Source organism: Rhodohalobacter sp. SW132, from assembly GCF_003390325.1.
Classification (GTDB): domain Bacteria; phylum Bacteroidota; class Rhodothermia; order Balneolales; family Balneolaceae; genus SW132.
In genome coordinates this window covers 95,342-118,772 of record NZ_QUOK01000001.1, presented here as the reverse complement: position 1 = coordinate 118,772, position 23,431 = coordinate 95,342, and the positions used below count along the sequence as shown (strand labels likewise).

21 protein-coding genes are annotated in these 23,431 nt (G+C 46.1%); 12 read left to right on the top strand and 9 right to left on the bottom strand.

Annotated elements, in window-relative coordinates:
• Window positions 1-217: 217 nt before the first annotated feature.
• On the bottom strand, window positions 218-931 hold the full coding sequence (locus tag DYD21_RS00495; protein WP_116030785.1) for a flavodoxin family protein: 714 nt from the start codon (window positions 929-931) through the stop codon (window positions 218-220).
• Between the two features lie 210 nt (window positions 932-1,141).
• On the opposite strand from DYD21_RS00495, the gene DYD21_RS00490 reads away from it, so the two are divergent.
• The 4 genes from DYD21_RS00490 to DYD21_RS00475 all read left to right on the top strand — a co-directional run bounded on the left by DYD21_RS00490 (window position 1,142) and on the right by DYD21_RS00475 (window position 4,122).
• Complete coding sequence (locus DYD21_RS00490) at window positions 1,142-2,248, top strand: DUF3179 domain-containing protein (protein ID WP_147303450.1); 1,107 nt, start codon at window positions 1,142-1,144, stop codon at window positions 2,246-2,248.
• Between the two features lie 7 nt (window positions 2,249-2,255).
• Window positions 2,256-3,104: an AraC family transcriptional regulator gene (locus tag DYD21_RS00485; RefSeq protein WP_158551356.1), complete on the top strand. Its 849-nt coding sequence runs from the start codon at window positions 2,256-2,258 to the stop codon at window positions 3,102-3,104.
• A gap of 94 nt (window positions 3,105-3,198) precedes the next feature.
• Window positions 3,199-3,747 (top strand): carboxymuconolactone decarboxylase family protein, encoded by a 549-nt coding sequence (locus DYD21_RS00480; protein ID WP_116030778.1) that lies wholly within the window; start codon window positions 3,199-3,201, stop codon window positions 3,745-3,747.
• Between the two features lie 12 nt (window positions 3,748-3,759).
• Entirely contained in the window at window positions 3,760-4,122 is a 363-nt protein-coding gene (locus DYD21_RS00475; protein ID WP_116030776.1) for a hypothetical protein, read from the top strand.
• Window positions 4,123-4,269: 147 nt separating this feature from the next.
• Here the strand turns inward: DYD21_RS00475 and ggt are convergent, their stop codons facing one another.
• The 5 genes from ggt to DYD21_RS00450 all read right to left on the bottom strand — a co-directional run bounded on the left by ggt (window position 4,270) and on the right by DYD21_RS00450 (window position 10,422).
• On the bottom strand, window positions 4,270-5,853 hold the full coding sequence (ggt, locus tag DYD21_RS00470) for a gamma-glutamyltransferase (RefSeq protein ID WP_199535430.1): 1,584 nt from the start codon (window positions 5,851-5,853) through the stop codon (window positions 4,270-4,272).
• Window positions 5,854-6,066: 213 nt separating this feature from the next.
• Window positions 6,067-6,639, bottom strand: coding sequence for a hypothetical protein (locus DYD21_RS00465; protein WP_233505457.1), 573 nt, complete (start codon window positions 6,637-6,639; stop codon window positions 6,067-6,069).
• Window positions 6,640-6,687: 48 nt separating this feature from the next.
• Window positions 6,688-9,234 (bottom strand): type I DNA topoisomerase, encoded by a 2,547-nt coding sequence (gene topA / locus DYD21_RS00460; protein WP_116030774.1) that lies wholly within the window; start codon window positions 9,232-9,234, stop codon window positions 6,688-6,690.
• 9 nt (window positions 9,235-9,243) lie between these two features.
• On the bottom strand, window positions 9,244-9,717 hold the full coding sequence (locus tag DYD21_RS00455; RefSeq protein ID WP_116030772.1) for a peroxiredoxin: 474 nt from the start codon (window positions 9,715-9,717) through the stop codon (window positions 9,244-9,246).
• Between the two features lie 123 nt (window positions 9,718-9,840).
• On the bottom strand, window positions 9,841-10,422 hold the full coding sequence (locus tag DYD21_RS00450) for an NUDIX hydrolase (protein ID WP_116030770.1): 582 nt from the start codon (window positions 10,420-10,422) through the stop codon (window positions 9,841-9,843).
• A 20-nt stretch (window positions 10,423-10,442) separates the two neighbouring features.
• Between DYD21_RS00450 and DYD21_RS00445 the strand changes: the two genes are divergently transcribed.
• From DYD21_RS00445 to DYD21_RS00430, 4 genes are all read left to right on the top strand, one after another.
• Window positions 10,443-11,621: an AMP nucleosidase gene (locus tag DYD21_RS00445; protein ID WP_116030768.1), complete on the top strand. Its 1,179-nt coding sequence runs from the start codon at window positions 10,443-10,445 to the stop codon at window positions 11,619-11,621.
• 154 nt (window positions 11,622-11,775) lie between these two features.
• Complete coding sequence (gene radC, locus DYD21_RS00440) at window positions 11,776-12,489, top strand: DNA repair protein RadC (RefSeq protein ID WP_116030766.1); 714 nt, start codon at window positions 11,776-11,778, stop codon at window positions 12,487-12,489.
• 120 nt (window positions 12,490-12,609) lie between these two features.
• On the top strand, window positions 12,610-13,149 hold the full coding sequence (locus DYD21_RS00435; protein WP_116030764.1) for an RNA polymerase sigma factor: 540 nt from the start codon (window positions 12,610-12,612) through the stop codon (window positions 13,147-13,149).
• Window positions 13,150-13,238: 89 nt separating this feature from the next.
• Entirely contained in the window at window positions 13,239-13,988 is a 750-nt protein-coding gene (locus tag DYD21_RS00430) for a tol-pal system YbgF family protein (RefSeq protein ID WP_116030762.1), read from the top strand.
• A gap of 210 nt (window positions 13,989-14,198) precedes the next feature.
• Here DYD21_RS00430 and DYD21_RS00425 read toward each other — a convergent pair whose 3' ends face one another.
• From DYD21_RS00425 to ppk1, 3 genes are all read right to left on the bottom strand, one after another.
• On the bottom strand, window positions 14,199-14,510 hold the full coding sequence (locus DYD21_RS00425) for a hypothetical protein (protein ID WP_116030760.1): 312 nt from the start codon (window positions 14,508-14,510) through the stop codon (window positions 14,199-14,201).
• A gap of 14 nt (window positions 14,511-14,524) precedes the next feature.
• Complete coding sequence (locus DYD21_RS00420; protein ID WP_116030758.1) at window positions 14,525-15,106, bottom strand: adenylate/guanylate cyclase domain-containing protein; 582 nt, start codon at window positions 15,104-15,106, stop codon at window positions 14,525-14,527.
• A gap of 977 nt (window positions 15,107-16,083) precedes the next feature.
• Window positions 16,084-18,237 carry a polyphosphate kinase 1 gene (ppk1, locus tag DYD21_RS00415; RefSeq protein ID WP_233505456.1) on the bottom strand — a complete coding sequence of 718 codons (2,154 nt, stop codon included), beginning with the start codon at window positions 18,235-18,237 and terminating at the stop codon, window positions 16,084-16,086.
• Window positions 18,238-18,395: 158 nt separating this feature from the next.
• On the opposite strand from ppk1, the gene ruvB reads away from it, so the two are divergent.
• The 4 genes from ruvB (at window position 18,396) to DYD21_RS00395 (ending at window position 23,376) form a co-directional block, all read left to right on the top strand.
• Window positions 18,396-19,418, top strand: coding sequence for a Holliday junction branch migration DNA helicase RuvB (gene ruvB, locus DYD21_RS00410; RefSeq protein ID WP_116030754.1), 1,023 nt, complete (start codon window positions 18,396-18,398; stop codon window positions 19,416-19,418).
• Window positions 19,419-19,508: 90 nt separating this feature from the next.
• Window positions 19,509-20,660, top strand: a complete 1,152-nt coding sequence (gene metK / locus DYD21_RS00405; protein ID WP_116030752.1) for a methionine adenosyltransferase — start codon at window positions 19,509-19,511, stop codon at window positions 20,658-20,660.
• Between the two features lie 165 nt (window positions 20,661-20,825).
• Window positions 20,826-22,139 (top strand): amidohydrolase family protein, encoded by a 1,314-nt coding sequence (locus DYD21_RS00400; RefSeq protein ID WP_116030750.1) that lies wholly within the window; start codon window positions 20,826-20,828, stop codon window positions 22,137-22,139.
• 19 nt (window positions 22,140-22,158) lie between these two features.
• Window positions 22,159-23,376 (top strand): amidohydrolase family protein, encoded by a 1,218-nt coding sequence (locus tag DYD21_RS00395; RefSeq protein ID WP_116030748.1) that lies wholly within the window; start codon window positions 22,159-22,161, stop codon window positions 23,374-23,376.
• Window positions 23,377-23,431: the final 55 nt, after the last annotated feature.

Genomic DNA, 23,431 nt, shown 5'->3' with positions numbered 1-23,431 from the left:
CCCGTTAGGGCGCGATAGGGAGGGGGCGGGGGTGGGTCAGAAAGTCTGGGAGCTGTGAAAATGGCAAAAGTATTACTTTATTTAAGTGCATTTTCTTTGGACTGCAATTTTCTCACAGCCTCTCAAAAAAAAGGGGGTGGGTGAAGTTCAATCACTTTTCTAAAAAATCTTAATTTTTTGAAAAAGCAGGGTTTGTCAGATATCTCCTGTTTCAATATCACTCCCAAAGTGAGCGCTGGTTGCCATGTGCCGGAACGCCGCCGTTATCTTTCAGCATTTTCGCAATGTGCAGGAGGTTCCAGGTCATGAACGTTGTATTGCGATTCGTAAATTCGTTTTCAGGGCCACCGGAGCCCTCATCAGCATAGGATTTTCCCGGGCCTGCCTCACCTACCCATCCGGCATCAGCCTGGGGAGGAATGGTGTAGCCGATATGCTGAAGTCCGTACAGTATACTCATCGAACAGTGTTTTATCCCATCTTCATTTCCCGTAATCACGCAGCCGCCTGCCCTGCCATAATAGGAATACTGGCCGTCATCATTCATCTCTCCTGAGAAACTGTACAGTCGTTCGATCACCTGTGTGGCTACCGACGATTTTTCACCAAGCCAGATCGGCGTTCCGATAATCAGAATGTTGGCATCCATCACTTTTTTCTGAATACCCGGCCATTCATCTTTCTCCCAGCCGTGTTCGGTCATGTCTGGCTGCACTCCCGCTGCAATGTCATTATCAACCGGACGAAGTATTTCCGTCTTTACACCCACAGCCTCCATGATCTGCTGCGACAGCTGCATTAGTTCTTCAGTATGTGATTTTTCGGGGGATTTCTTCAGTGTACAATTCAAAAAAAGTGCGCTCACGCCAGAAAAGTCGTAAGGATTTTCATCAATCCATTTCTGCTGAATCGAATTTAGTGAGTGTTCCATAGCTTACTTGGTTTAATTGAGGGCTGATCAGATAAAAACTCTGAGGAGGTCAGCATCTTTGATTGTGCCTTTCCCATACAACCAATCAAACACAAAAAAGCACCAAATCAAATCACAGGGTTACGATGTTATCAAATTGTGACATCATGTGAACCTTTTGTTAAGAATATTTTGGAGTATCTCATTTACTTTCATGATAAACCGAATGCAATGAAACAAACTCTTAGAATCCTTCCGCTTCTCTGTTTATTTATTGCGTTTTTTGCGGCTGAAGTTGTTAATTCACAACAGATAAGGGGATTTGATACCGATTTCAGCCAGCGTTCAATTGATCTCGGTGAACTGATCGACGGAGGCCCGGGCAAAGACGGCATTCCCTCCATTGATGATCCGATGTTTGTATCCCAGGAAGAAGCTGAATCCTGGATAAATGGCGTTGAACCGGTGATATCGCTCGAAATCAATGGGGAAGCCCGCGCATATCCGATACAGATATTAATGTGGCACGAAATTGCAAATGATGAACTTGGCGGCGTACCGGTTGCAGTTACATTTTGTCCGCTATGCTATTCAGCAATCGTATTCGACCGCCGCCATGATGGCGAAGTACTTGAATTCGGTGTCTCCGGATTACTGCGCCATTCTGATATGATCATGTTCGATCGAAAAACCGAAAGTCTCTGGCAGCAGTTTTCCGGTGAAGCTCTTGTGGGCGATTATACCGGCGACTTTTTAACGATTGTCCCCAGCCAGCTCATCTCTTTTGATCAGTTCAGGGAAGCTCATCCCAATGCTGAAGTGCTGTCGCGTGATACCGGCCATCAAAGAAATTACGGTGAAAATCCATACGCGGGATATGATGACATCAATAACTCTCCATTTTTACTGCATGAAGAGGTTCCTGATAAAATCAGCCCGATGGAAAAAGTAATCGGAGTGCGAACCGACAAACAGGTAAAGGGTTATGCCTATAGTGTTACGCGGAATAAACGAGTTCTGCATGATTCGGTTGGAGATGAGCCAATCGTGATTTTCCACGTTTACGGTATGGCTTCAGCACTCGATGACCGTCAAATCCACCAATCGCGTGATGACGGGGCAACAGGAGTATTCTCACCGGTTTTGAATGGAGAACAACTGGAGTTTGAATTCACCGGTGGTGAAATTAAGGATATCCAAACAGGCAGCAGCTGGTCCGTTTCGGGTAGAGCCGTATCAGGTCCGCGGGAAGGTGAACAGCTCGAAACAAAAGTTTACGGCGATTACTTCGCTTTCGCCTGGCTGGTGTTCTATCCCGAAACCGAAATGATGGATTGATATGAACATGCAGGAATTCAAAAATGCTGAAATTGATGCCCGTTTCACAATGGCACACGGTTTTCCCGATCAATATGTGAATCAGGGGCGTTACATGATGTTTCTCTGGAATGATGGCGATCACTCTGTTCACCTGTTGATTGATGAACAGAAGATTGAACTCCGGCCGGATCACCTGCTCTGCACCACATATCTTCATAAAGTCCAAATTGACAATTCCCGCGGCGGACTGAAAAGTCTCTTTTTCAACAGGGAATTTTACTGCGTGCATACCTACGATAGTGAAGTATCGTGCAACGGACTTCTTTTTTTTGGATCTAACAGTACACCGGTTTTGAAGCTCGACCGGAACGAGGCCAACCGACTTCGAACGTTGTTTTCTGTGCTGGAAGAAGAGTTTGCGATAGCGGATTCAAACCAGGAGGAAATGCTTCGGATTCTGCTGAAAAGGCTAATCATCCGCTGCACCCGTATGGCGAAAGATCAAATCCTGAAAAGCAATGATAAACAGTCGGATATCGACCTGATAAGAACGTTCAACGTGCTGGTAGAGGAACATTTCAAAACCATAAAATCGGTTAGTGAGTATGCTGATCTGATGCACAAATCACCTAAAACAATCACCAATATTTTTGGGAAATATTCAGAAGACTCACCCCTTCAGGTTATTCACAAAAGAGTGATTATGGAAGCCAAGCGCCTGCTCTACTACACCGATAAAACAGCCAAGGAGATCGGTTATGAACTGGGATACTCCGACCCTGCACAATTCAGCAAACTGTTTAAAAATCATACCGGTTTTACCACAACTGAATTTAAGAATCAGAAGAACCGGGTGCTTTCCGGGCAAAATTGACAATCCACAGTGTATAACTGCCATTTTTATGCAGCAGAAACATCCCGAAGTTAGGTACAGATTAAATCAAAACTGAAAACAAATCACAAATACTATGAGACCTTTTGATGTACCGACCCGGGATGAAGTCACTGAACAAAATCAGCAGATCTTCGACGATTTGAAGTCTAAACTCGACTTTGTTCCGAATATTTATGCAACCTATGCCCATTCAGATAATGCACTGGCCAGGTACCTGACATTTGCTAATGGTAAAACATCCCTCAATAACAAAGAGAAAGAAGTCGTAAACCTTGCTGTGAGTCAGGTAAACGGATGCACCTACTGCCAGGCAGCACATACGGCAATCGGAAAAATGAATGGCTTCTCAGAAGATCAGACGATTGAACTCAGAAAAGGAGAAGCTTCATTCAACGAAAAGTTTGATGCTCTTGCCGGGTTCGCAAAATCTGTTGCAGAGAATCGCGGAAGAATTTCTGATGATGTACTGCAAAATTTCTTTGACGCGGGATACAGCAAAGAGAACCTGGTGGACGTGATTGTGACTATTGGCGACAAAACAACCACCAATTTACTGCATAACGTAACTGAAATTCCGATTGATTTTCCAGAAGCTCCTGAGCTTAAAGAAACCGTAAGCTAAGGGAGTACCGGAATGCATAAAATAAACTGGAGAAGAGCGATTTTCGCAGGATTATTGGGAACCATTCTGTTCGACCTGTTCGGACTTGTAATGGGAATGGGCTGGTGGGATATACCCTCCATGCTCGGTGAACAAACAGGACTTGGCCTGGCATACGGCGTGTTTGGCCACTTCAGTAACGGAGCACTCCTTGCTATACTTTATGCAGGTATTGCACCGTCGCTGTGGGGTCCGGCCTGGATTCGTCCGTTTATCTTTATCACGGCACAAGTTGTAGCACTTGTCTGGTTTTTCATGTTTCCGCTTGTGGGAGCCGGAGTGATGGGACTCGATGCCGGGTTAGATATGACCATCGGCTCACTCGTACGCCACTAGGTTTATGTGATACCTTACATCTTCATCATTAATACTAGCATTTTCCCTCAAAACGAAAACCAATTATTCCCTTAATACACCAAACCCAATAGGATGCCTGCTGATAACGGGTATCCTATTTTTTTAAAGGACTGAGTTTAAATCGGGTTAAATATTACACAGAATGGAAACGCCGCCGCGTCGGGAATCACCTGCACCTGAGTATCCATCTGGTCCGGAACAAACTGAATGAGTGCCGCCAAAATAGAGGCTCTTTTTTTTCCAGATTTTATGATCCGGATAATCGGTGATCAGTTTCGAAATAGCATCGGAATCAAATCCCGCTTCCAGGTTCAGAATATTTTTTTCGAGATGAATTCTCGGAGCGTCGGTCGCCTCTCTCAGGGGCATATTGTGATCGGTAAGATTCAGCAATAGCTGCAGAATTGCTGTCCGGATCCTGTTTGATCCCCCGGAGCCAAATACAATCTTTTCACCGTTCCTTTTTTTGAGTATTCCGGGTGCCATCATCGAAGATACCCTTTGGCCGGGCGTCCACGAATGAAAACCAGACGGGTTCAGATCCTCCTCACCGAGCATGTTGTTCAGCATCACGCCGGTTCCGGGAATCATCACACTGCTGCCCTCGCCATTGCTGGAAGTTAATCCTGCCACATTACCATCGGAATCAGCCACACTGATGTGAGTTGTGCCACGATTCGCTTCACTTCTTCCTGATATTTCATTGCCAAAGCGTTTGAGAAAATCATCATCCAAAATCCCCTCATACGTTTCAGTTTGATCGGCATGGGCCAGCGACTCAATCCGGGCTTTATCCGTCATTTTCTGAATATTTGCAAGCAAACCCAGGGTTTCAGCAGATCCAAACGCCCCGGGCCTCCGGCGGATCGTTTCAAGAAGGCGAAGCGCAAACCCGATCAAAATCCCACCTGATGAAGGCGGCGGATTGATGGATATTTGGTCTGCTCGGTAGCTGAATGTCAGCGGAGTACGCTTGATAACCTGGTAATTCTGCAGATCTTGCCGGCTTAGATGTCCTCCGCTTTCACAGCATATCCGGGAAATCTCGCTGGCCAGATCACCCTCATAGAAAGCGTGTTCTCCATCACGGACCAGCATTTCAAGAAAATCAGCCATCCCGGGCAGTTTCAACAGTTCATTTTCCCGTACAAGTTTACCGGGGTGGCTGCTGCTTCCGAATATTTTGTTCGCTTCGGGCGATTCGAGGTAAATCGGTTTGATGATGTCAAATACCCCGGACTGAAATGAATTCATGCGGACACCGCTGCGGGCGAGCTGGATGGCGGGCTCGGCCAGTACGTTGAACGGAAGCGTACAAAGATCGCGGTGAATGGCAAAAAGTCCTTTAACCATCCCGGGCGTGGCTACAGAACCCGGCCCAACATGATACTCCTGGTGTACTTCGCCGAAATCGGCAAATATCGGGTAAAAATCCAGTTCTGATGCCGGTCGTTTTTCACGGGGAGTGTGGACAAAAAAGTCGTATACAATCTGTTTTCCGCTGTTTTTCTCAGCGATCAGAAACCCACCGCCACCGGGTGAGGTAAGCACCGGCTCAGCAACAAAAGCCGCCATCTGAGCCGCTATCACCGCATCGAAAGCATTTCCCCCCTGCTTTAAAATCTGTTCAGCAACTTTCGCAGTTTCAGGATGGCCGGCTGCAACGGCTCCTTTCACATTTTTCGTTTTTGTATGGAGATGTTTTGACAAATTAGTTCTGCTTGGTGCCGTATCAGGGTGGAAATTTCAGGAAAAAAGACGGGGGTTGATTCAAAATAACCGGATGCTATAATTTAGCTCACACAATCTATAACATTATTCAGATGGTCAAAATCTTTCCCGGCACTGTTTTTCGCGGAGTATCGCTGATAACTCCTGAATGAATTGAAGCCTATCTGCGAAAATCAGCGGATTAATCAGTTCTTAAAACAGGCTGGTCTGATCGTCATTCTGCTTCACCTTTCCACGCGTACCACTCTCCTGCTTTTCAGTTTGATGTAGAACGAGCATCCGGGTTGAAAAAGGCTTTCCATAGATTCGTTTGGCCAGGCTCTGCAGTGCGCGTTCACCTTGTGGCGTTGCCGAAAGAAAGCCGCTTTCATCTTCGGCCAGAAAACCGAACTGTTTCAAATCATTCAAAATCAGGTAGGCAAGTTTTGGAATCGTGCCGATATGTTTCTCAACATACTCCCTGTGCGGGGGATCATCGGAACTGGAAAAAATCAGCCCGAGAGCGTTCAGTTCAGCTTCCGTCAGCGGATACCCGTTGGAACCTTTCGTTAGCATTGAATCCCAGGATTCCTGGCTGTAATAAAGGCCGAACCACTCTTTAGCTTCCCGAATCAGCTTACGGCTCGCCGCGCATGCAAGATAACTGCCCGGTTTGGCACGATGTACTTCACCCCGTTCCCTGTAGAGCGTAACCATGGTGGCCAGGTCGAGCTCCTGCAGGTTTGGCGGGTAGCGAAATATATGATCCGTCTTTTTTTCCATCATCAGCAAAATAGAAAACGTGGATTGATTCGAAAACCGCTTACGATTTAGTTACTTTTTTCCTTTTTCATCAATTACCCGAACGGCGTCGGCCATCGTTACTTTTTCCGGCTCCATATCATCCGGCAAAGACACATTTTTCTTGCCATACTTCAGGTATGGACCGTATCGGCCGTCCATCACTTTAATCGGCTGATCTGTTTCGGGATGTTTTCCAAGATCCTGTATTGCATTACTTCCCCGGCCTTTCCCTTTCTTTTCCTTCAAAAGTTCTACGGCTCGATCAAGTTCAATTTCAAGTACATCATCGGTCTTTTTTAGTGATTTGAACGTTCCGTCATGCAGTACATACGGTCCGTAACGGCCCACACCGGCTTTCACCACTTTTCCGGTTTCGGGATGTTCGCCGAGCGGACGCGGAAGCTCCAAAAGCTTCAATCCCAGTTCCAGGTCTACATCTTCCGGTTTCATGCCTTTCAGCAGGGATACGCGCTTCGGTTTCTTATTGTCATCGCTCACTTCACCGAGCTGCATATAGGGGCCATATCGACCGTTCAGCACGTAAATATCCTCGCCGGTTTCCGGATCTTTCCCGAGTGATTTCGGCCCTTCCTTTTCAGCTTTCAGAAGTTCCAGCAGTTTTTCGGGTGAGATATCCGCGGGATCCATATCGTTCGGAAGGGAAGTTGTAATCTCTTCACCATCTGACATGCTTTTCACATACGGTCCATACCGTCCTACAAAAACATTCATGCCGTTCAGGTTTTCAAGCGGCAGATCGAGCATTCGTGCTTTGGCACCATCAATTTTATCCTCACGGGTGTCTACCTTATTTTTCAGGCCTTCATCTCCGTGATAATAATCGGTAAGATATTTCAGCGGATCGTACTCGCCTTTTGCAATAAGGTCAAGTTTCTTCTCCAGTTCCGACGTAAAGTCACTGTCTACCAGTTCCGGGAAATGTTCTTCAAGAAGCCCGGTAACCGCAAATGCTGTAAATGTAGGAATCAACGTTTTTCCGTCGCTCTTGGCGTACCCGCGATCCTGAATGGTACTGATGATGGATGCGTAAGTACTTGGCCGGCCTACGCCTCGTTTTTCGAGTTCTTTCACCAGCGTAGCTTCTGTGTAGCGGGCCGGTGGTTTTGTTTCATGGCTGATCGATTCCAGTCCATGCATATCAATCTCTTCACCCTCTTTCATTTCGGGGAGGAAAATTTCCTGGTTTTCGAGCGCCGCTTCGGGATCATCACTGCCCTCCACATAGGCTCTGAAAAATCCGGGAAACAGAATTTTCTTCCCGCTGGTCCTGAAATCAGCCCGGGTATCACCATGTTCCGCTGTGATGGTAACATTGGTGAACTCCAGTTTGGCTTCCGCCATCTGCGTGGCGATGGTCCGTTTCCAGATCAGGTCGTAAAGTTTGAACTCACGTCCGCTCAGTTTGGCATCTTCCGGTTTTACGAAGCTTGAACCCGCCGGACGAATCGCCTCATGAGCTTCCTGTGCTCCTTTCGATTTCCCGAAATTTCGTACTTTTGCAAACAGATATTCTTCGCCGTACTCCTTCTCTACAGCCGTTCGTGCGGCATTAATTGCCTGGCCGGAGAGGTTTGCCGAGTCGGTTCTCATGTAGGTAATCAGACCGCGTTCATACAGTTTTTGGGCAATACCCATGGTGTCGCGGGCGGAGAATCCGAGCTTTCGGTTCGCTTCCTGCTGCAGTGTTGAAGTAATGAACGCTGCAGATGGATTTCGCTTCTGCTGCTTAACATCCACTTTGCTCACGCTCCATGTTGCCTCGTGCAGTTCATCGCGCAGTTTGGATGCTTTCTCTTCATCCAGCAGCACCACACTATCGGGTTTTTTCAGTTTCCCGGTACTTTCGTCAAAATCTTTTCCGCTGGCCAGACGCTTATCATTCAGGTGGGAGAGATCCGCGTTGAATTTCGCCTTCTGTTTCTGTTTTGAAAGTTCAGCTTTAAGATCATAATACGTTCCGCTTTTGAAGCGCATTCTTTCGCGCTCACGATCGACCAGGAACTCTACGGCAACTGACTGAACGCGTCCGGCTGAAAGGCCGGGAGAGATTTTTTTCCAGAGCAGGGGAGAAATTGTATATCCTGCCAGGCGATCGAGAATCCTGCGGGTTTCCTGCGCGTGAACCAGGTTCATGTCGATATCACGGAAGTTTTCCATTGCGTTCTGGATCGCCTCTTTAGTGATCTCCCGAAACACCATCCGTTTAACCGGAACCTTCGGCTTCAGCAGTTCAACAAGATGCCAGCTGATCGCCTCCCCTTCGCGGTCCTCATCCGTCGCAAGGATCAGTTCATCCGAATCTTTGAGCGCTTTTTTCAGCCGGGTGACAATTTTCTTTTTACTGGATGGCGTAACGTAAAGCGGTTCAAAATCCTCATCCACATTTATCCCAAGATTCGACCACGACTCTTTTTTATACTTCTTTGGGATCTCTTTAGCTGAAGAGGGCAGATCGCGGATATGCCCCATGGAGGAGTCTACCGTATACTCTTTCGGCAGATACTTCTTGATGGTTTTCGTTTTTGTGGGTGACTCAACAATGACTAATTTTTTCATGATACGCTTTTATAAGGATTCTACAAGCTCTTTCAGCTCTTCGGCGTGGGCTTTGGTATTGATTTTATTGATGATTCCGAGAACAGTTCCGTCCGTGTCGATAATATAGGCCGATCTTGTTGGAGCATCGAATGTTTTCCCGTACATCTTTTTTTCTACGATGGAATCGGTTGCGGAAGCGAATTTATAATCGGGATCTGAAGCTAATGTGTAGTTGATGTCGAGCTTTTCGGCGTAATTCTTATGAGAGCCGCAGGTATCTTTGCTCAGTGCAACCAGGTTATATCCCTTATCATCAAACCACTCGGAATGTTCCGACAGGCTCCGGTTTTGCTTATCGCAGCCACTGGTGTTATTTCTCATATAGACCGAAACAATCGTCGGGCGGGTTAGAAGCTCACTAAACTGAACCTCCTTCTCCTCCCCGTCCTGAATCACTTTAAGAGTGAAGCTCGTGTCGATTTTATCACCTGTTTCTACCATGGTTGTGATGTTTGTAGTATGTTGAAGATGAATGTTCTTAACCCAAATCGAAGAACAATTCGTTCTGATTTGATCTGATATGAGCTTTACAGTATAATGATTCTCGGGATTTTAGAACAACTGTTACTTTTCTAATTCACCACCCCCTGAATTTCCGGGGAATTTCAGCAGGTATTTCGCAACTGCTGCAAGCACAATAGAGTGATGCACAACGCCCTGATCAACGTGCTCCAGGAATTCTTCAAGTGGGATGACATGCATTTTTATATCTTCATGCCCATCGGTCTGCTGTTCGGCCGTTTTCACGCATTCGCCGGCAAGATAGAGATGAGTGAAATTGGTTAGGATCGCAGGATTGGAGCTTGTTTTCCCCAGGTAACTCCAGTTCCCGGAGCTGTAGCCGGTCTCCTCCAGGAGTTCACGCCGGGCCGCCTCTTCCGGCGATTCACCGGGATCAACCATGCCGCCCGGAATTTCGAGCGTTGTTTCGTCGACCCCGTGGCGGTACTGCTCCACCAGAACAATCTTTCGATCGGGTGTCAGCGCAATCACGTTGATCCATTCCGGAGCGTTAAGAACGTAAAAATCGGCCGGTTTTTGATCTCCTTCTGGCTTCACCTTTTTTTCATGGAGAGAAAAAATTGGAGTTTCATATACTTTCTTATCTTTGAGGATCTCCCACCGGGGCTTTGAAAATCGGAACATAATCGCACTTAACATTTAGCATGAAAAAAAGAATTGAATTTACGAAAGATGCATTCAGTAACGAAGAAGAACTCATCAAGTTAACTGAAAAAGCGTGCGATATGATGGAAAAGATCTATGAGGAAGGAGATTATCCCAAGCTCACCGTCAAGAGATCATGGTCTGAACATAACCCGATCATTACCGGCGAGATTGCAATGCCGGGAGCATATCGATGGTATTTGAAACGGGAACTAAAGAAACTTGCCGAAAAAGGGGCCGAAATCAATATTTTCCCCTCCCGGCCCCGCCTGAAACCAAATGACCCCTCGATTTTTGATAATGCAGATGAGGACGAATGGGATATCACACAGAAAAAAATGTTTTTGTTCAGCCCGGAGCGGATTGATATTTCACTTGACCGGCTGAAACACTACACCGGCACGGATCCGAGCGACTTTCAGCGCTATATTCTCTTTACAAATTACGATATGCATGTGGAGGTTTTTAAAAAACTTTTCCCCGGCTGTATTGAACCCGACCGAACCGTTCAGATGCCCGCTTACCACCACAAAATGTCGGGAAATAAAGGATTTTCGCTTGTGAATATTGGCGTAGGCCCGTCGAATGCAAAAACCATATCCGATCATGTGGCCGTTCTGAGGCCCGATGCAATGGTAATGGTTGGCCATTGCGGGGGATTGAGAAACCACCAGGAAATCGGCGACTTTGTTCTGGCCACCGGTTTTATGCGCGATGACGGAGTTCTGGATGACACGCTTCCGCTAAACATTCCCATCACACCCAACCACCTGCTGAATGTATATCTGAAAGAGCAACTCGATCAGCATAAAAGAAACTACAGGCTGGGAACAGTTTACACAACTGCCAACAGAAACTGGGAATTTATGAAGCGCAGAACTGTGGAGCAGATTCACGTAAGCCGAAGCGTAGCGATTGATATGGAATCGGCAACCGTGGCCACAAACGGCTATCGATACAGAATTCCGTTTGCCACACTTCTTTGTGTGAGCGATAAGCCGCTTCACGGGAAACCAAAACTGAGCGGGGCTGCACAAACGTTTTATCAGAATTCAAAAGAGATGCACCTTAAACTGGTAATCGATGCCATCGAACTGAGTAAGAGGACCTATCCCGAGGGTCTTCCGAATGCAAGCATCCGCGCCATCAACGAACCGCTGATGGGAGGAGCTGAATAAAATTTAATATTTCCCTAAAAAATTGTTTTTATTTCATCTACACAAAATTGTCGAACGTGTTTTATAGAAATTTTAGACTTTTGTGTAAGGGATCGTCGTTTTTTGGCTCTTACAGGTAAGAATCAGTCAAGAACGGAAAAGAGATGAGTCAAGAATGGATTGTGAACAGTTTGATACGGATCAATTTCTGAACCGCAGTGTGAAAGAGATGAATCCCGATGAGCAGCCGAGAGAGAAGTTGGCAAAATATGGCGCCGATACGCTCTCGGATAGTGAGTTGCTGGCGATTGTGCTGCGAACCGGCAGCCGGCAGATGAACGTAATTCAGACGTCCAACGCACTGATCAGTCATTTTAATGGCTTGCGGAACCTGGCGCGTCAGAACTGGCAGTCTGTGCGTGTCATCCCCGGTATAGCGAAAGTAAAAGCGATAACTCTGGAGGCGATTTTTGAATTGTCCCGCCGTATTGAAACTGCTGCTCTCGGGGAACAGGTTAAAATTACTTCACCCAGAGATGCCGCAGCCTACTTTATGCCGATGCTCAGAGATCTGTCTCACGAACAGTTTTATGTTGGTTTTTTGAACAATTCTAAAATTCTGACCGGGTACAGACGGATCAGTTCCGGAGGAAGAAATTCAACGATAGTTGAACCTGCCGAGGTGATGAGACAGGCGATCCTCAATCAGGCAAATAGCATCATTCTGGCACATAATCATCCTTCCGGGATGATGAGAGAGTCAGCTGCAGATGTAAACCTGACAAGGCGCATAGCTGATGTTGGGAAAAAAATGGGCGTTCCCGTTGATGATCATATCATTATTGCCGGGGACAGCTTTGTTAGTTTTAGAAACAAAGGATTGCTTTAATCCTCTTGAGAGATGCATTTATTAGCAATCCGGTAAAACGCTCAGATTAACAACCGTTCTCTTTTGAAAGAAGGCACGACTGTTTTATAATTAAAACTTGAGCTCAAACGGACTACAAATATGGATTATTCGGGTTTGGTAACATCAATTAAAGAAGGTGATAATTTAGCAACAGCGAAATTATGCACCGAGGCTACCCCTATCATAAAGAAATATCTTATCAGAAAGTTTGGAGCATCACCGGATGATGCGGATGATGCTATCCAAAAAATGTATGAATACATTATCTTGAAAATACGGGGGAATGAGATTGAGAACCCAAAAGGCCTTCTCGCATACATGCTGAAAACCTGTAAACATAACTATCTCAAAATGAAACAGGAAAAATCAACGGAACAGCATGATATAATAACCTGTGAACCTGTCAGTGATGCAAATCAGTTATGGGCCCTGGTGAATGAAGAGGAACAGGAAATACTGAAAATTTGCCTCCAGGAACTTCGGGAAGGATATCGTGAATTTATTAGTTACTGGTTCTCATTTCCTAATGCCTCAACAGAAGATGTTGCTGAATATTTTGAAATCTCGGTAAACAACGCCTGGATTCGTAAACACAGGGTCATAAACAAACTGAAAAAGTGTGTAGAGAGTAAAATCTGATTTTTAAAAAAAATAGTGTAAGGGATTATGGAAAATCGGACCATACATACAGATGGATTATCACATACCTCAGGAATCTCAGTAATAACATGACAGAAAAAGAGATCAGCATATTAATTAGCCGATACATTAAAGGGGAACTATCCGACGAAGAAGAGGATCAGCTGTGGGTAGAGTTTTTAAAAGACAGCTCTCTCTTAAAACAATATGAAACAGAACTAAACCTGTACGATCTGTTTCAAAACAAAGGTTTTTCGCTTGACGAGGCCGAATCTAAAGTTGAAAATCCGGTGGTGAGCTATAAACCGTGGTATTACACCGCAGCAGCGGCAATTCTTCTGATAGCAGGTTTGTTCTTTTTTAACTATCAATTTTCCGAAACAAGTTCTCTGGCTGTCACAGAAATTGAGCTCACAGAAATGGTGGGAGCTGATATCTATCGCGAACAGGATGCAGCCACTGAAGCAACTGACTTAGACATCAACCGGGCAATTGCATATGCTCTGGATGGTAATGTTACCGACGGTTACGAAATACTGAATAATCTTTCAGAAAGAGAACTTACCGAACAACAAAAGGTTAGAGTGAATTATAACCTGGGAATTCTTGCCTATAATGCGGGTGATTACAATCATTCGCGTAACAATTTCCAAACTCTGTTCAACCTCGATGGAACTCCGGCATATCTGCTCGAGCGTTCAGAATGGTTTACGGCGAACGCCTATTTGAAAGCCGGGGATATTGATTCGGCAATCGAAATTCTGGAACAAATATCGGCCGGGAACAGCCCGTTCAGCACCGATGCAGCTGAGATTTTACGTAAGCTGCAAACCGGTTGATTGAATCGGGATAGTGTTTTGTCATTGATATAGCGACGGAGATATAAACGGAGATATAAGATGAGAATCTTCACCGGATAAATTCGCTTGATCCGGTGAATTGTCAAACCTTTTCATTATCCAACGTATAAGCTGACAAAATAACGTGAGTCCTGTCCACTCATCCGAAGACGTGAAGTCAGCGGATGAGGTCATCTCATTAACCGGGCACTAATACCCTTCACCACGATTCACGATTTTATTGTTTTCATCTATAAAACCTTCAAACCGGGCAAGCTGAATAATAGTAGTCGAAAGCAGCTGATCGATATTGATGGCAGATGATTTCAGCCAGATATGTGTGTCGCGATCATCAGGGTATTTTTCGATGCACTCTCTGGTATATTCTTGAAAATCTCTTACCATCTCCAGGATTTCCATTAATTTATTAGGGCATTGACATTCAATCATGTCGGCATGTTTTTGAAGCTCTTTTATCGCTTCATCGCTGATCTGACTGCCATCCTGTACGGTGATATTCATTTTATCAAAGTTATTTATTTAGAATTTGTTGGTAATAGCCAATATGTTTGTACAATTTTCTCTTTCCCTTTCAGCTTTTTCAAAGGCATTTTTTGGAATTTAAATAAATCGCTGATTCTCATCTGTGTCGATTCAGATACAAGAACATCAACTGAGAAAAATTTTGTTAACCCTTCAATACGGGACGCTGTGTTTACGGTATCACCAAGAATGGTAAGCTGCGTGATTTTACCAGTGGTTATGTTCCCTACGGCAACTTCTCCGGTGTGCAAACCTATCCCTGAATTAACCACAAGCTGATCATTTCGATATCGTTCTGAATTGATTTCAGTGAGCCGTTTTCTTAAATCTATCGCAGCGTTACATGCCGATTCAGCATGGTTGTCTGCTTTTCCGTTAATTCCGAAATGAGCCATAAACCCATCACCGGTAAACCGATCAACCGTTCCGCCATTTATCTCAATTTCATTACCAAGCACAGCCAGTACTTCATTTGCAAAGCGTACTGCCTCTATCGGTTTTTGATTTTCGAGGAGCGTGGTGAAGTTGCGAATATCACAAAAAAGAACAGTCGCATCACATGTATAACTCGTCATCTGTATTTTTTCTCACATCCCAATTGCGTGATTGTATCTGAAAATAGCAATTTTGATCGAAAGGAAATAATAATCTGAATCGTACTCGTCTTGGTTTGTGATTGTATTGTGTAACAGATGTTACTTATGCAAACTGCACAGCGGACCTAATAGACATTTTTCGGTAGTACCCTTAGTTCGATTATTAATCAATTTTATTTATTCTGTATCAAGTCTCCCCAAATAAGTAATGACACTAACATAATCCAAATTTAAAATTCTTTTCCTGGTACTTTTGAACGGTCAAAAGTACCCAAAACCCGCCGGACTGGTGATTCCTTCAGTCGGGATTTGCGGTCCGTTTTGCGATGTAAAAACAAAGGTCCATATCACTTAGTGACAATAATCTTAGATTTGGCCGGTAGTTTTTACAAACATCGCATACACTCCCCGCAAACCAAACACCTCCTTCAGTAATCAAAGGCCGGACTATTCAAAAGTTGATAAAAAGTTGTTGAGTATATCAGCTCATTTGGTTCCCTTTGAAAAAAGTCATCAACGTTAGTGACATTGCCCTAAAAAAGGGAGAATTAGAGGGGTGTCCATAGACTTTTCCCCTATTCTGATGGATAACATCTCAATCTCGCCCTGATAGTCGGGACTGGAAAAACACCAGCTGGCGCGGGATAATAGAGGAGCCCTTTTCTATTGGTTGTGAGAAATTAAAGACTCAAATTCAGGCCAACTTAACTTTTTTAAGGCCATGAATGTATCTCGAAACTCCCCTCCCTGTCAAGTCCCGTTAGGCGCGATAGAGCGGGGGTGGATCAGAAAGACTGGGAGCAGAATGTACAAGAAATCTTTATTTACTTTGGCGCAATTTCTTTTGAAATTAATTTTCTCACAGCCTCTCTAAGGTGGACTTTTATGGTTGTATTTTAAGAATCGAGTTCAGGTTAGTATAAATCAATAGATTACGAAAAATCTGAATTGAACAATTAGTCCATCGACTTTGGTATTGGATTGTTGTTGTTTTTAATGTGATCCATTAATTGTTCATGGACGGAAATGGCTTTTTCATCTTTATTTATTTGAATCCGCTTGTAAGATCCGTCAGACTGCATCATCCATCTGAGTTGATTGTCCCGTAAATAGAGCTGCAAGAGAAATTTCAAGTACAAGTTCAACCCCTTGTCCTGAATGGGGGTTAACACCTCTACCCGTGCATCAAGATTTCGGTGCATCCAATCTGCAGACCCAATCCAGTATCGATGCTTTTTAGCGTTTTTGAAGTAAAAACACCTTGAATGTTCCAGGAACCGTCCGATAATGGAATGGACGCGTATCGTTTCACTCAGCCCCTTTTTCCCGGGGATCAGACGGCACACTCCCCGGACAATCAGGTCTATTTCAACTCCAGCCTGAGACGCTTGGTACAATTTCTCGATTGTCAGAGGATCTTCAAGACTATTCATCTTCGCAATTATTTTTCCGCCATTTCCATTTTCAGCTGCTTCAATTTCTCCATCAATCATTTTAATAATTGAACCGCGCATATGACGCGGGGCCACCAGCAGTTTTTTATAGGTTTGATCCGGCGCGTACCCGGTGAGCAGATTAAAAACATCGGTGACATCCCCTGCTATTTCAGTATCACAGGTGAAATAACCCAGGTCTTCATAAAGCTGCGCAGTATGTGGATGATAATTCCCTGTGCCGATATGCACGTATCGAACCAGTTCTCCACGCTCTTCGCGGACGACCATTGTCATTTTTGAATGAATTTTCAGCCCTGATATTCCATAGGATACATGAACGCCTGCTTTTTCAAGTTTCTGTGCCCAGGTGATGTTCCTCTGTTCATCAAACCGAGCTTTCAGCTCAACGAGCACCGCAACCTGTTTACCATCATCCGCAGCCTTTATAAGCGAATGCATCAATGGCGAATCACTTGAGGTGCGGTATAAGGTTTGCTTGATCGCGAGCACACCGGGGTCTTTTGCTGCTTCCTCGATAAACCGCTGAGTTGTTAGCTCAAAACTGTGATAGGGATGATGAACTATAAAATCACCCTTTCGGATCGTATCAAAAATGTCGGGAAGCTCCTCATCAGTATTATGGCGAAAAACGGAATGCAGTGCCGGAACCCACTTTTCGTATTTCAGGTGATCCAGCCCGTCAAAATCGTAGAGCTGGGTGCAGTCGGCCAGGCCGATTGGGCCATCCATCTCAAAAATGTCTTTCTTTTTGATTTTCAGGTTCTTCATTAGATATTCTTTCACATCTGCAGGTGTTCGGCTGTCAATTTCAAGGCGAACAATTTCCGCAAACCGCCGCTCCCGAAGTTCATCCTCAATCATCTCCAGCAGATCATCTGCCTCTTCATCCTGCCGTTCTACATCCGCATTTCGTGTGACGCGAAAAAGATGCACCGATTCGACCTTCATCCCCGAAAAGAAACGATCGATTTTTTCTGTGATGATATCGCTGATAGAGACAAGAATCCGGATGCCTTTTCCTTTTTTTAGAGTGATCCATCGCGGACGATTGGACGGAATTTTAATCCTTGCAAAATGATGATCACCTGTTTGTGGATTCTGCAGTTTAATAGCCAAAGACCGGCTTTTATTAGAAATAAAGGGAAAAGGATGTGCTTCATCCACGGCGAGCGGGGTGATAATGGGGTAGAGCTGAGACTCAAAAAACTCTTCCGCTTTACGTTTTAATTCTTTACTCAGCTTGCTGTATCTCACGATCTGAACACCCTCTTTTTCGAGCTGCGGGAGCAGTGTTTCGAAATAACAGGTTCGATAGGCGTGGATCATCTTCAGAACTTCTTTGCGAACTTCACGAAGCTGCTTTTCGGGCGTCCGGCCGTCAACTGAAAGCCGGGTAACTCCCGCATGCAGCTGACGTTTTAAGCCTCCAACCCGTTTTTGGAAAAACTCATCGAGATTGGAGCATACAATGCCGATAAATTTTATTCTTTCGAGCAGCGGAATGGAGGGATCCTCCGCCTGGGCTAACACCCGCCAGTTGAACTGAAGCCAGCTGAGTTCGTAGTTCAAAAAATAGTCAGGGCCAGAAATATATGCCCCGATGACTTCAGTTCGGTCCAGGTTTATATTTTTTTTACTGCTGCTCTTATCCACAGGTCTGGATTTATTTACTATTGGTTCTCCGCTTGCATCAAAAATGGATGAAAACGGTTTCGTTATTCCGGTAACACGCTGAGATTCGGCGTGAAATTCTTTGTAAGTTACGATGCTACAATTAACAAATTATAAACCGAATTTAATACTGCTCCATTGTGCAAAATCCGCTTTTAGACCCGGAAAACAAAGATCAGCTTTCAGAAGAGTCGCTGCGCCCGTCCACGCTGCAGGAGTTTGTCGGGCAGCAAAAAGTGATCAACAATTTGAGTGTATTTATCCAGGCAGCAAAAAAACGGGGTGAAGCGCTGGATCACGTAATCCTCTCCGGGCCGCCAGGCCTTGGCAAAACTACCCTTGCCTATATTATCTCGAAAGAAATGGGAGGCCAGATTAAGCCCACAACCGGGCCGGTACTGGAAAAACCGGGGGATCTCGCAGGAATGCTTACCAACCTGGAAGAGGGTGATGTTCTTTTTATTGATGAAATTCACAGGCTGAACCCGGTGATCGAAGAGTACCTGTACTCTGCTATGGAGGATTATAAGCTCGATATCGTAATCGATTCCGGCCCGAATGCACGTAGTGTGCAGATCGACCTGAACCGGTTTACGCTGGTAGGCGCAACAACCCGAAAAGGGCTGCTGACAGCACCACTGAGAGCCCGTTTCGGAATTGACATGCGGCTTGATTACTACGATGTGGAACTACTGCAGCGGATCGCCCTGAGGACCGCTCACATTCTTAATTTTGGGATCACTGAAAAAGGAGCCCATGAAATCGCGCGCAGAAGCCGCGGTACACCAAGAATTGTGAATAAGCTGCTCCGGCGTACCCGCGATTTTGCCCAGGTAGACGGCCTTGATTCAATTGACGACGCCATCGCAGACAAAGCACTGAACGCCCTGGATGTTGATCACAACGGCCTGGATGATATGGATATACGAATTCTGAAAGCGATCATCGAAAATTACAGCGGCGGCCCGGTTGGGCTGGGAACGCTCGGCGTTGCCGTGGGTGAAGATAAAGGGACAATCGAAGAAGTGTACGAGCCATTCCTGATCAAAGAAGGGTTTATGCAGAGAACACCAAAAGGCAGAATTGCCGCCCCAAAAGCCTATCGTTATCTCGGGGTGAACCCGACCGGTAGTGAAACCGATCTGTTTAACGCCGATGACTAATCCGTGATAATCTTTGCCTGCCTGTGTGAATCAAAAGAATATTTTGTACTTTTACTGCCGTTTTAAATCCAATAAGCAGTCAATTTTTGAATGAAAAATTTATTTACCTCTGAGTCCGTTTCTGAAGGGCATCCCGATAAAATTGCCGACCAAATTTCTGATGCCATTCTCGATGCTATGCTAACCGATGACCCAAAATCGCGGGTTGCGGTTGAAACGCTGGTCACAACCGGCCTGGCCGTCGTATCAGGTGAAGTTACAACCGATTCATACGTGGATGTTCAGGAGATCGTGCGCGGAGTCATTCGCGATATTGGCTATACGAAAGCGAGTTATCGTTTTGATGCCGATTCATGCGGCGTGCTCACCACTATCCACCAGCAGAGTCCCGAAATTGCACAGGGCGTGGATGCAAAAGAAGATAAAGGAGAAGGCGCCGGCGACCAGGGAATGATGTTCGGATACGCCACCTCTGAAACGGATGCCTATCTGCCGATGTCTCTGCAGTATTCTCATGAGCTGCTGAAAACTCTTGCACATATTCGCAAAGAAACTGCATTGATGCCTTATCTCGGGCCTGACAGTAAAAGCCAGGTTACCATTGAGTATGACGATGAGAACCAGCCTAAACGGGTGGATACGATTGTACTTTCAACGCAGCATGATGAGGGTGTTTCGCAGGACGAGATTAAATCAGATATCAAAAAGCATCTTGTATCAGCTGTGATACCCAAGGATCTGATTGATGGAAATACCATTTTGCACGTCAATCCAACCGGGAAATTCGTGATTGGCGGCCCGCACGGCGACACCGGACTTACGGGGCGTAAAATCATTGTTGATACGTATGGAGGCCGGGGAGCTCACGGCGGCGGCGCATTCAGCGGAAAAGATGCTACAAAAGTAGATCGCAGCGCGGCATATGCAACCCGCCACATCGCAAAAAATATTGTGGCGGCTGAACTGGCCGAAGAGTGCCTTGTGCAGATCGCTTATGCGATCGGGGTGCCGGACCCGGTATCCATCAACATAAATACATACGGAACCGGCAAAGTGAGCGACATTGAACTGGCCCGGGTGGTAAATAAATTATTTGATATGACTCCAGCCGGCATTATTAAACGGCTTGATCTGAGAAAGCCGATCTACCAGAAAACGGCAGCATATGGTCATTTCGGCCGTGATGAATTTACCTGGGAGCAGCTCGATTTTGTTGATGCGCTTTCAGATGCAGTAAAATAAATACTTAAGAATATAAATTGTCGGATTGCATCGTGTGATCCGGCAGCTTCCTTCCTCAGTATTGGCATCGCCACTTGCCTTTTGAAACAATTCTCTCCTCCATTTTTGATGCTCAATAATTTATAGTACAATTGAGAAACTTTTTTAACGAATCGATTCTCCTTTATGCGATACATATCCACTTTTACAGTATTGCTGGCCATGCTGGTTACAGCGACAGCAGCCATTGCACAAGAGCAGCCGAAAGCGTTTCAGGGCGCTGAAATAATCACGGTAGCAGGCGATCCTATTCCGAACGGCACACTGATTATCCAGGATGGTGAGATTACCTCCGTAGGTCCATCAGCAAGCATCACGATTCCTTCCGGCGCCGAAATTATTGACGTTACGGGCCGGGTGATTATGCCAGGCCTTGTAGACAGCCACTCACATATTGGGGAAGGAGATGGGGGTGATCGATCCGCTGCGCTTCATCCCGATGTTCGGATTATGGACACCATTAACCCAACCAGCGATTCGTTTAAACGAGCACTGTCGGGCGGGGTAACAACCGCGAATATTATGCCGGGGTCCGGGCACCTGATGAGCGGCCAGACGGTGTATGTGAAGCTGAAAGAGGCGAACAAAATTGAGGATATGCTCGTCTATTCGGATGAGGAAAATGGCATCTACGGCGGGTTAAAAATGGCGAACGGTACCAACTCCATACGCACATCCGGTCCGTTTCCCGGAACCCGGGCCCGCTCTTCAGCCATGGTGAGAAATCTCTACATCCAGGCGCAGGAGTATCGCGACAAAGTAGAGGCGGCGAATGGTGATCCCGACGCATTGCCGCCGCGAAATTTACAGATGGAAACGCTGATCGAAGTTTTGGAAGGAAAGCGGATTGTGCATAACCACACGCATCGCCACGATGATATCTTAACGGCCATTCGGCTGGCGGATGAATTTGGGTACCGGATGGTGCTGCATCACGTAAGTGAAGGGGGACAGGTTGCCGAAGAAATTGCCGCTTCAGGATATCCCGCATCCATCATTGTGCTCGATTCTCCCGGCGGAAAACATGAGGCTATTAACCTGGATTATGAAATCGGGCCGAAATTGGAGGCGGCAGGTGCAGATGTGGCGTACCATACCGATGACCCAATAACCGACTCGAGGCTTTTTCTGCGAAGCGGGGCATTTGGAATGCGTGCCGGGATGAGCCGCGAGAAGGCACTTGAGGCGCTGACTATCGCAAATGCCCGGATGATGGACCTGGACCACAGAATCGGGTCGCTTGAAGAGGGAAAAGATGCTGATTTCATCATACTGAATGGAGACCCGTTCAGCGTTTACACGCAGGTTCAGCAGACCTGGATTGATGGAAAACTGGAATGGGACCGCGAAAACCCGGATGACAGAAAGTTTGGTACCGGAGGTGACGGAGTGTTTTCCGGATCATCCGGCCACCACCATTCACATGAGGGAGGGAAATAAGATGAACCTATCAAAAAAGATGAAAACAGCAATTTCCGGATTCAAGCTGCCATTTGCCACGCTCTCAATACTCCTGATTTGTACCGCTGTATATCAGGCAAACGCACAGCAGATCGCAGTGAAAGGCGAAATGGTGTACACTGCAACAGGTGAACCGATTGCCAACGGCGTAGTATTGATCTCAGACGGTATCATTGAGGAGGTCGGCCCGGAATCCGGTGTGCAAATACCATCCGGTTACGAGATCCTTGAGGCCCCGGTGGTCACTCCGGGTTTTATTGACGCCCATTCTGTGGTTGGCCTGGCAGGAATTTACAATGTGGATGATGATCAGGATCAGCTTGAACTCTCCGGTGCCATTCAGCCTGAGCTGAGGGCCATTGACGGGTATAACGCCCGCGATGAACTGGTCGGAGTACTGCGCGACCGTGGAATTACAACCGTGCACACCGGTCACGGTCCCGGCGCAGTGATCAGCGGCCAGACCATGATCGTTAAAACAATTGGCACAACGGTTGACCAGGCGTTGGTCGATTCCACGACGGCCCTTGCAATGACGATCGGAGCTGTGGTTAGAAATAATTTCGACAATCCGGGTACGCGGTCGAAAGCCATTGCCATGCTGCGGCAGGAGCTGATCCGGGCGCAGGAGTACAACGACCGGAGCGAGAATGGCAGCCGTGATCTTAAAATGGAGGCGCTCACGCAGCTTCTGAATGGAGAAATTTACGCCCTGATTACCGCTCACACCTCCAGGGACATCCTCACGGCCCTGAGACTGCAGCGGGAATTTGGGTTCAAACTCCTGCTTGATGGCGCTGCAGAAGCGTATATGGTGATGGATGAAATCAAAGAGGCGGATGTACCGGTTATTATTCATCCTACCATGATGCGGCTGGGTGGCGACGGGGAAAATGCCTCATTCGAAACCGCAGGAAAACTGGCTGATGCGGGCATTACAGTTCTATTTCAGAGCGGATACGAGGCTTATGTGCCAAAAACACGAGTTGTCCATTTTGAGGCCGCTATCGCCGTTGCGAACGGAATGGCTCACGATCAGGCGATCCGCGCACTAACAATTGATGCTGCAAGAGTATTAGGCCTTGAAGATTCCATTGGATCCATTGAAGAGGGTAAACAGGCTGATTTGGTTCTCTTTACCGGCGATCCGTTTGAATACACAACGACCGTTACCCGGGTATTAATCAATGGCGAAGTCGTCAGTGAAGGTGAATAACTTCAATATCCGGTTCAATAAATTACACAGCTTTAAGGTGCAATGAGCGATTTAC